The sequence below is a fragment of the Caballeronia sp. RCC_10 genome (assembly GCF_041360715.1).
GTDB classification, from domain to species: Bacteria; Pseudomonadota; Gammaproteobacteria; order Burkholderiales; family Burkholderiaceae; genus Caballeronia; species Caballeronia grimmiae.
The window spans coordinates 42,439-51,244 of the sequence record NZ_JBFUPT010000025.1 but is presented as its reverse complement, the minus strand read 5'-3'; the positions used below and the strand labels follow the sequence as shown (position 1 = coordinate 51,244).

Annotated in this window: 7 protein-coding genes; 3 read left to right on the top strand and 4 right to left on the bottom strand. The window is 62.0% G+C overall.

What is annotated here, in order from left to right; genetic code table 11:
• Nucleotides 1-181: 181 nt before the first annotated feature.
• Complete coding sequence (locus tag AB6804_RS26855) at nt 182-1,816, top strand: NAD(P)/FAD-dependent oxidoreductase (protein ID WP_370889024.1); 1,635 nt, start codon at nt 182-184, stop codon at nt 1,814-1,816.
• A gap of 315 nt (nt 1,817-2,131) precedes the next feature.
• Here the strand turns inward: AB6804_RS26855 and AB6804_RS26850 are convergent, their stop codons facing one another.
• The 3 genes from AB6804_RS26850 to AB6804_RS26840 form a co-directional block, all read right to left on the bottom strand.
• Nucleotides 2,132-3,673, bottom strand: a complete 1,542-nt coding sequence (locus tag AB6804_RS26850; RefSeq protein ID WP_370889023.1) for a UxaA family hydrolase — start codon at nt 3,671-3,673, stop codon at nt 2,132-2,134.
• 9 nt (nt 3,674-3,682) lie between these two features.
• A complete protein-coding gene (locus tag AB6804_RS26845; RefSeq protein WP_035970198.1) occupies nt 3,683-4,963 on the bottom strand; it encodes an MFS transporter in 1,281 nt (426 codons plus the stop codon).
• A gap of 130 nt (nt 4,964-5,093) precedes the next feature.
• Complete coding sequence (locus AB6804_RS26840; protein ID WP_370889022.1) at nt 5,094-6,224, bottom strand: mannitol dehydrogenase family protein; 1,131 nt, start codon at nt 6,222-6,224, stop codon at nt 5,094-5,096.
• Between the two features lie 263 nt (nt 6,225-6,487).
• Here AB6804_RS26840 and AB6804_RS26835 point away from each other — a divergent pair, with 263 nt between their 5' ends.
• Nucleotides 6,488-7,186 (top strand): FadR/GntR family transcriptional regulator, encoded by a 699-nt coding sequence (locus AB6804_RS26835; RefSeq protein WP_370889021.1) that lies wholly within the window; start codon nt 6,488-6,490, stop codon nt 7,184-7,186.
• A gap of 48 nt (nt 7,187-7,234) precedes the next feature.
• Here the strand turns inward: AB6804_RS26835 and AB6804_RS26830 are convergent, their stop codons facing one another.
• Nucleotides 7,235-7,555: a DNA-binding protein gene (locus AB6804_RS26830; protein ID WP_370889020.1), complete on the bottom strand. Its 321-nt coding sequence runs from the start codon at nt 7,553-7,555 to the stop codon at nt 7,235-7,237.
• Nucleotides 7,556-7,939: 384 nt separating this feature from the next.
• On the opposite strand from AB6804_RS26830, the gene AB6804_RS26825 reads away from it, so the two are divergent.
• Nucleotides 7,940-8,806, top strand: coding sequence for an SAM-dependent methyltransferase (locus tag AB6804_RS26825; RefSeq protein ID WP_370889019.1), 867 nt, complete (start codon nt 7,940-7,942; stop codon nt 8,804-8,806).

Sequence of the window (8,806 nt, the reverse complement as noted above, 5' to 3'; positions counted from 1 at the left end):
CCCGTGTGAAAGTAGGTAATCGTCAGGCTCCTCATGCTGCAAACAAAAACCCCACCCCACAAAGGTGGGGTTTTTGCATTTCAGTCACGCATCTTTCGCAGACTTCCGCGATATCAGTGCGTGATGACTGCGCGCTAAAATTCCCCTTCGTAATCCGAACGGCCGTTGCCATCGAGTCCTCATGCTACGTTTAAGCGAAATCAAGCTCCCGCTCGATCATCCTGAGTCGGCCATCGAGCCGGCCGTCGTGGCGCGTCTTGCAGAAATCGGTGTCTCGGCCGATGAACTCGTCAGTTTCCACGTCTTCCGTCGCGCGCACGATGCCCGCAAGCGGAGCGATATCAAGCTCACGTACATCATCGATGTCACGTTGCAAGACGAGGCGTCCGCTCTGCAGCGCTTGAGTCGCCATCCGCATCCGCATTGCGGCGTTACGCCGGACATGGCTTACCGCTTCGTGGCGAAAGCACCTGAACGCTCGAACATGCTTCGTCCCGTCGTCATAGGAATGGGGCCGTGCGGACTCTTCGCGGGGCTGATTCTGGCGCAGATGGGCTTTCGGCCGATCATCCTCGAGCGCGGAAAGGCTGTCCGCGAACGGACAAAGGATACATGGGGCCTTTGGCGACGCAACGAGCTCAATCCCGAGTCGAATGTGCAGTTCGGCGAGGGCGGGGCAGGCACATTCTCGGACGGCAAGCTTTACAGCCAGATCAAGGACCCAAAGCATTACGGCCGGAAGGTGCTCGACGAGTTCGTCAAAGCCGGCGCGCCGGACGATATCCTCTATCTGAGCCGGCCGCACATTGGCACGTTCCGGCTTGTGAGCATGGTCGAGAAGATGCGCGCGACCATTCACCAGCTTGGCGGCGAAGTGCGATTCCAGCAGCGCGTCGAAGATATCGATATCGACAGTGGAAAGGTGCGCGGCCTGCGTCTGTCGACCGGCGAAGTTCTGCGCTGCGATCATGTCGTGCTGGCCGTCGGACACAGCGCACGCGATACCTTCGAGATGCTGCACAGCCGCGGCGTCTACATGGAAGCCAAGCCATTCTCGCTAGGTTTTCGCATCGAGCATCCGCAGGGCGTGATCGACAGGGCGCGTTTCGGCAAATTTGCCGGTCACGAACGCCTTGGCGCCGCAGACTACAAGGTGGTCCACCACAGCAGTAACGGACGGGCGGTCTACAGCTTCTGCATGTGCCCGGGCGGAACGGTCGTGGCTGCTGCGTCGGAGCCAGGGCGCGTCGTCACGAATGGCATGAGCCAGTATTCGCGGGCCGAGCGCAATGCGAACGCGGGCATCGTCGTTGGCATCACACCGGAGGACTTCCCCGGCGGCCCGCTGGCCGGCATCGCGTTCCAAAGAAAGTGGGAAGAGCGCGCGTTCGAGCTTGGCGGCGGTGATTACAGCGCGCCAGGACAACTCGTCGGCGACTTCATCGCGGGGCGTGCATCGGCGTCGCTGGGTTCCGTCGTGCCGTCGTACAAGCCGGGCGTCACGCCGACCGACCTCAGCACCGCACTGCCCGACTACGTGATCGAAGCGATCCGCGAGGCGTTGCCGGAACTCGACAAGAAGATTCCTGGCTTTGCGATGCACGACGCGGTGCTGACGGGCGTCGAAACGCGAACATCATCGCCGATACGCGTGCGGCGCAAGGATGACTATCAAAGCGTCAATGTCGATGGGCTGTATCCGGCGGGTGAGGGTGCGGGCTACGCTGGCGGGATTTATTCGGCGGCGATCGACGGCATCGAAGTTGCCGAAGCCGTCGCGCTGAAGATGATGGCGGAAGATTCGGCGACCGTCTGAGGCAGTACGCCGTTCGAGGAGTTTGGGGCGCCACCGCACTGCCGGAAGAGTGCTTCGAACAGGTCGCAGAGGCATGTTCGAAGCGTCCAGAACGGGATTAGAGCCGGCGACTGATGCTTTCTCCGGCGCCGCTCAACGCCCCGGTGTCGCTGCGCGATCAAACGTACGCAGATCTCTGGCGGGCCATTGCGGAAAGCGGAGGAACGAACCGCGCGCTTTAGCCAGCAAATCGAAAGGACATAGCCGCCGCATCGCTCGCCTTAACAAGCGATCCGATGCGACGCCGACATCCCTTCAACGCAGCGAACCGTTCAATCAGGTCACCACGCCCACTTGCCACGGCACGAACTCGCTCTGCCCGTAGCCATTCAACTCGCTCTTCGACGCAACGCCCGACGCGCAATCCAGCATCATCTGGAAAATCTGCTCGCCGAGTTCGTCGATAGTCGCGGTGCCGTCGATCACACCGCCGCAGTTGATGTCCATGTCCTCTTCCTGACGCTCCCACAACGCGGTGTTCGTCGCCAGCTTGAGTGAAGGGGAGGGCGCGCAGCCATAAGCCGAGCCGCGTCCGGTCGTGAAGCAGATAAGGTTCGCACCCGACGCCACCTGCCCCGTTGCGGACATCGGGTCGTAGCCAGGCGAATCCATGAAGACGAAGCCCTTCGCGTGGATGCGTTCCGCGTATTCATAGACCTCGACCAGATTCGTCGTGCCGCCCTTGGCGACCGCGCCCAGCGACTTCTCGAGAATGGTGGTGAGTCCGCCGACCTTGTTGCCCGCCGACGGATTGTTGTCCATTGCCGCGCCGTTGCGGGCGCAGTACTCCTCCCACCACTTGATGCGCGCGAGCAGTTTTTCGCCGACTTCGCGGCTGACTGCGCGCCGCGTCAGCAGATGTTCCGCGCCGTATACTTCCGGCGTCTCCGAAAGAATGGCCGTGCCGCCATGACTCACGAGCTTGTCGACGGCTGCGCCCAACGCGGGGTTCGCCGAAATGCCCGAATAGCCATCCGATCCGCCGCACTGCAATCCGACGATCAGGTGCGATGCCGGCACCGGTTCACGCTGCACACGATTCGCGTCCGCGAGCATCTCCTTGACTATCGCGATGCCGCGTTCGATCGTCTTCCTGGTTCCGCCGCTGTCCTGAATCGTGAAGCTGCGCAGCCGTTCGCCGTCCTTGAGACCGCTGGATTCGAGCACGCCGGCAATCTGATTCGTCTCGCATCCCAGTCCGACGAAGAGCACCGAATGAAAATTCGGATGCACCGCATACCCGGCCAGCGTGCGCCGCAGAATACCCAGCCCTTCGCCCTGCATGTCGATGCCGCATCCGAGACCATGCGTCAGCGCGATCACGCCGTCGACGTTCGGAAATTCCGCGAGTTCTTCCGGATGCACGTCGCGCCGGAAGTGGTCCGCGATCGCTCGCGCGACGGTCGCCGAGCAGTTCACGCTCGTCAGCACGCCGATGAAATTGCGCGTCGCCACGCGGCCATCGTCGCGCCGGATGCCCATGAACGTCGCGGGCGCGTCGACGGCAGGCGTCGGATGCTTGTCGACGCCGAATTCGTGCTCCCGCGCGAAATCGGCCATCGACAGATTCTGCGTATGCACGTGCTGGCCGCGTGCGATCGGCTCCCGCGCCACACCAATGATCTGGTTGTAGCGCTTGACGGGCTCGCCCGCGGCTATCGCCCGCGTCGCAATCTTGTGGCCCGGCGGGATCAGCCCCGCGACAACCAGATCCTCCGACGCGATGCGCGCGCCGGAGACGAGTTGCCGCGTCGCGATCACGACGTCGTCGTTGGGGTGCAGCCGGATGACCGCATGGTCGGTGGATGTGGTGGACATGATGGTTTCTTAGATCGTGGACGGTGCGCGCTTGTCGGACAGCGAGTCCTGCTCGGCTTTGTTGAGCGGCTCGATCTTGCCGACAATCACAAGATAGCTGAATGCGCCCAAAAAGCAGAAGCCGCCCGCCACGCACAGCGGAATGACAAACGAACCCTTGGTGATCGACAGCATGACGCCGGTGAACGTCGTGATGACGATGCCCGCCAGGTTCGACGCGAAGTTCTGAATGCCGCCGATGGAGGCAACGTGATCCGGCGTCGGGGCGACGTCGCTCGGCAGCGACCAGATGCTTGCGGCCGCGAAAGCCAGCGAACCGTAGGCGATGCCGAAGAACGCGAGCATCAGGTAGGTGTTCTCAGTGAACGCGCAGAGTGTGATGACCGACGAGAGCAGCATACCGCCGACCATGCAGGTCTTGCGTGCGGCAGTGAGGCTCCAGCCGCGCTTGAAGAGCGAGTCCGACACCCAGCCGCCGAGCCAGCCGCCGGGAATCGACATAAGCGCCGGAATCGTGCCGAGCGTGCCGAGCGATTTCAGCGAGAAGCCGTGTGCCTGAACGAGATAGCTCGGGAACCACGTGATGAAGAAGTAAATCACGAAGTTGAGGCAGAAGAAGCCGAGCATCATGCCCCACAGCGTGCGGTACTTGAACAGCGAGCCCCACGACACCTTGTTCTTCGGCGCGACGGGTACCGGATCGACATCGACTTCGCCGGTCAGATCGCCCTTCGACTTGTTGCGATAAATCAGGAACCAGCCAAGAATCCACACGAAGCCGATTGCGCCGGTGATGACGAACGACGCTTCCCAGCCGAACGAGCTGATGATCAGCGCGACGACCGGAATCGACAGTGCGGAGCCGACGCGCGAGCCGCTATCGAAAATACTCGTGGCGAACGCGCGCTGGGCCTTGGTGAACCATTGCGACACTAGTTTCGCGCAGGACGGATACGCGCCCGCTTCGCCAATGCCGAGCATCAGGCGGCAGCCGAACATGCCGGTTACGCTCGTCGCGACGGCGGTCAGCGCCGTGAACACGGACCACCAGCCGACCGCCAGCGGCAACGCGATGCGCGCGCCGACGCGATCGACGAACCAGCCGAACGGCATCTGCATCAGCGCGTAGCTCCAGAAGAAGCCGCTCAGGATGAAGCCCATTTCCGCCGGGCCGATGTTGAGCGCCTTCTCGATCTGCGGCGCAGCGACCGCCAGATTCGCCCGGTCGATGTAATTAATCGCAATGGCCAAAAAGGCCAGAAATATCACCACCCAACGCATCTTCCGCATCGTTCGTCTCCTCAGTGAAGCGGCACTTCGTTCATATGGCCCTTGCGCGCTTTTGGCGCGGTGGGGCCGTGATTGGAAAAAGGAATCTGTCGGGCGCGTTCCGCTTTCTCGGGCGGATTCGCGCGGCGGTTCAGCTGGCGTCCACGTTCAGCGCGTCGCTCAGCCGTTTCTGTTCGATATCGAGTTTCAATTCACGAGCAAGATCGATGACAGGCTGAAAGCGCCGCACCTTCTTTTCCGCGTGATTGCGCGCAATGTCCGAAAGTCGGTGCACGAGGAACGGATTCTCGAAGCGATCGCGCACGTTCGCCAGATATTCGGTCGCGACATCGTGCTGGCCGAGCGCCGTGAACACCGGCAGCACTTCGTCGCGCCAGACGGCTTCGAGCGGCTCGCGGAAGGCCGGATCGCGCATCGCCTCGAGGACGGTCATATCCGCGGCGCCGTCGCGTCTGCGCCAGATTTCGGCGAGCATCGTGTGGCCGAGGTTCAGCAGCAGGAGTTTGAGGCGCTCATAGTGCGCGAGATCGCCGGTCACGACGATGTCGTCGTGCTCGCACGGCAGCACCATGCCGGCCTGGCGCTCGATGGCCCACAGCGCGTAGGGCTCTGCAATCGCGCCGACCGGCAGAATCGGCTCCGACACGATGCGGTCGACGAGCGAATTGACCCAGATGCAGTCGGTCGTCAGATAGCGAATGAACGCGTCGTCCATCTGCCATTTACGAGCGATGCCGGCGACGAGATCGCGCAGCGTGTCGCCGTTGCGCGAAATCAGTTCGCACGGCAGCAGCGTGATCGGCGCGGCGCCGGCGCTAAACCGCGCGTGCAGCAGAACCGCGAGCTTGGCGGCGAAGCCGCGCGGCGTACGCTGGCCGTCGAGCAGATCGGCGGTGTCTTCGTCGAAGAGCGCGTAGCCTGCGTCGGCGGTGTTCGAGACGATCACTTTTACATCGCGCTGAATCCGTTGCATCAGCAGCGGCCAATCGTCGTTGGCGTGCAAAGCTTCGGTGATCGAATCGCATTCGACCGTCACGTCGATGGTTTCGTCGCGGCGGCGTCCTCGAATGCGCACCGGATAGCGGCCCGTCGCCTTCAGCGCGTCGGTGCGCGCGCGACTATCCGCGCTCGACGTCGTCTGCACGACGGTGATCTTGCCGAGCGCGCTGGCCGGACTGCGCCGCGCCGCTTCAGTGACGAAGAAATCCACGTGCGCTTGCAAGAAACGGCTCGTGCCGAACTGAAGGATCGGATTGCTCATGAATGCGTCGCTCGGGGCCGCTCCGTGCATCGTGTGCAGACGGCGGCGAAGGTTGTACGGGGGCGTTTCTGTTTGGAAACGGTTCCAACGCGATACAAAAAAATTAGACCGCGTGGCCTTACCAGATTGCATACTAGTGGCTTGCATTGAAATTGGTCAAGCCACTTGTGCAGTAAAAAACGGTGGGAACGCCCGCCGCACGGTGCGTCAACCCTTCGCCTGATTACAATCCACGTTTTCCCCGAGCCTTCAGGAGTCTGCCCGTGAGTGTGAAACCAGCCGAAACGCGCCGTCTCTACCTCCAGATCGCCGACAAGCTGCGCGGAATGATCGGTCAGAGAGACTTCGCGCCGAACGGGCGGCTGCCATCCGAGCGGGAACTCGCGCAGACGCTCGGGGTGTCGCGGCCATCGGTGCGGGAGGCGCTCGTCGCGCTCGAACTGGAAGGGCGCGTCGAGATTCGCATGGGTTCGGGCGTCTATATCTCCGCGACGCCGACGGCCAGGCCACCCAGCACCGAGGCGGAACTGGGCGAAAGTCCCATCGAGATCATGAATGCGCGGAGTGTGATCGAAGGCGCGATTGCGGCGAGCGTCGCGCCGTTCGCCAAGCCGAAGGCGCTGAAGGCGCTGCGAGCGGTCTACGAAACGATGGCGCGCGAAGTCGAAAGCGGTCAGATACCGATGAGCGCCGATCGCGCGTTTCACGTCGGCATCGCGCAGATGTCCGGTAACGAGGTGCTGGTGCGCACCGTGGGCGCGCTCTACGACGAGCGTCACAGTCCGCTGTCGTCGACTTTGCGGGGACATTTCGAGGGAGAAGAGACCTGGGCGGCGGCGCTGACGGAGCATCGCGACATTCTGGAAGCGCTGGAAGCCCGCGACGCCGTGCAGGCTCAGGCGGCGATGCAGCGGCACATGCGCAATTCCGCCGCGCGGCTGATGACGCGGCGCAAAGGCTGAAGCCGGCGCGTCCTCGGAAGACGGGCCGGCGTCGGACCTCCGGGCGTGTCAGCCCGGATAGGCTTCATCCACCTTCAGGCCCGCGAGCTTGAAGATCACGCGCAGAGTTTGCGGCGCGATCTCCCGGCGCGATGCGAGCGTCGTCAGCACGAAGTCCATTACTTTGGCGTACTTGAGCATCGTGAGACACGTCTCGATGTCGGTGGAGCCATCGCGCATCGACTCGGCGATTCGCAACATCTCCACGGAGATCTCTCGCGCCATCTCGAGTTCGAGTTGCTGCTTTTCGCTCCACGCGGGCATCTGGACCAGTGCCGCGAGCATCTCCTGAAACTGTTTCTCTGCTTTCTTGTCCGGGATCGCATCCATCGCCGTCCTCTCTTGATCATGGCGCCGGCGAGTCGCATCGCCGCGCTGTGCGTTAGTGTGTTACGTAACAGAACCGGACGCGGTGACGACGCTGGCGTGTCGAGACGCGGCTCGTTAGTGACTATGTGTTTCTGCGTGCTGCATCGGCGCGTGGCAGCCAGTGACCACACGTGTGTGCCGTCTGTCGCAATGGTCTCATTGTCAGACGATGCACGATCCGTTCCATGCGCTGGTTGTGACGCATAGGCCGATAATTCGATGGCCGGAACAAGGAGCGTCTCTGCGCTTTTCGGTAAACTTCCTCTTTTCAGACGCCAGAACCAGCGGTTAGCGCACATTCAGCGCGAACATGCTCCGCTTTTCATCAACCAGTCACTGATCACGATGGCCAAGAAGTCCCCCGCGTCGGTTCCCGGCACGTCCGAACCTTCCGACAAGCACGAAATTCGTCCCGGTCAATCGATCGAACTGCTGAAGGAATTGCACATCCTTACGCGCGACGGCAAGATGAACCAGGACAGCCGCCGCAAGCTGAAGCAGGTTTATCACCTGTTTCAGTTCATCGAACCACTTCTATCCGATGTGCATCAGCATCAAGGCTCCGTATCGCTCGTCGATCACGGTGCGGGGAAGTCATACCTCGGGTTCATTCTCTACGATCTCTTCTTCAAGTCTCTGCGCGATCGGTCACACATCTATGGCATAGAGACGCGAGAAGAGCTGGTCAAAAAGTCGGAGGAATTGGCGGCACGGCTGGGATTCGACGGCATGTCGTTCCTCAACCTGTCGGTGGCCGAATCGACCGGCTCGGATTTGTTGCCCGAAACGGTCGATATCGTCACCGCATTGCACGCGTGCAACACCGCAACCGACGACGCCATCCACTTCGCTCTGCAGAAGAAAGCAAAGTACATCGTCGTGGTGCCGTGCTGTCAGGCGGAAGTGGCTTCGGTGCTGCGCAAGAACAAGGGACACTCGCTGTCGAAGAACGTGCTGACCGAGATGTGGCGGCATCCGTTGCACACGCGCGAGTTCGGCAGCCAGATCACGAACGTTTTGCGATGCCTGCAACTCGAATCGCACGGTTATCAGGTCAGCGTGACGGAACTGGTCGGCTGGGAGCATTCGATGAAGAACGAACTCATCATCGCGCAGTTCAAGGACTTGCCGGGCGGCCGTCCGGCGCAGCGGCTATCGGAAGTGCTGGAAACGCTCGGCCTCGAGGAACTGCGCGAGCGCTTCTTCGCGTAG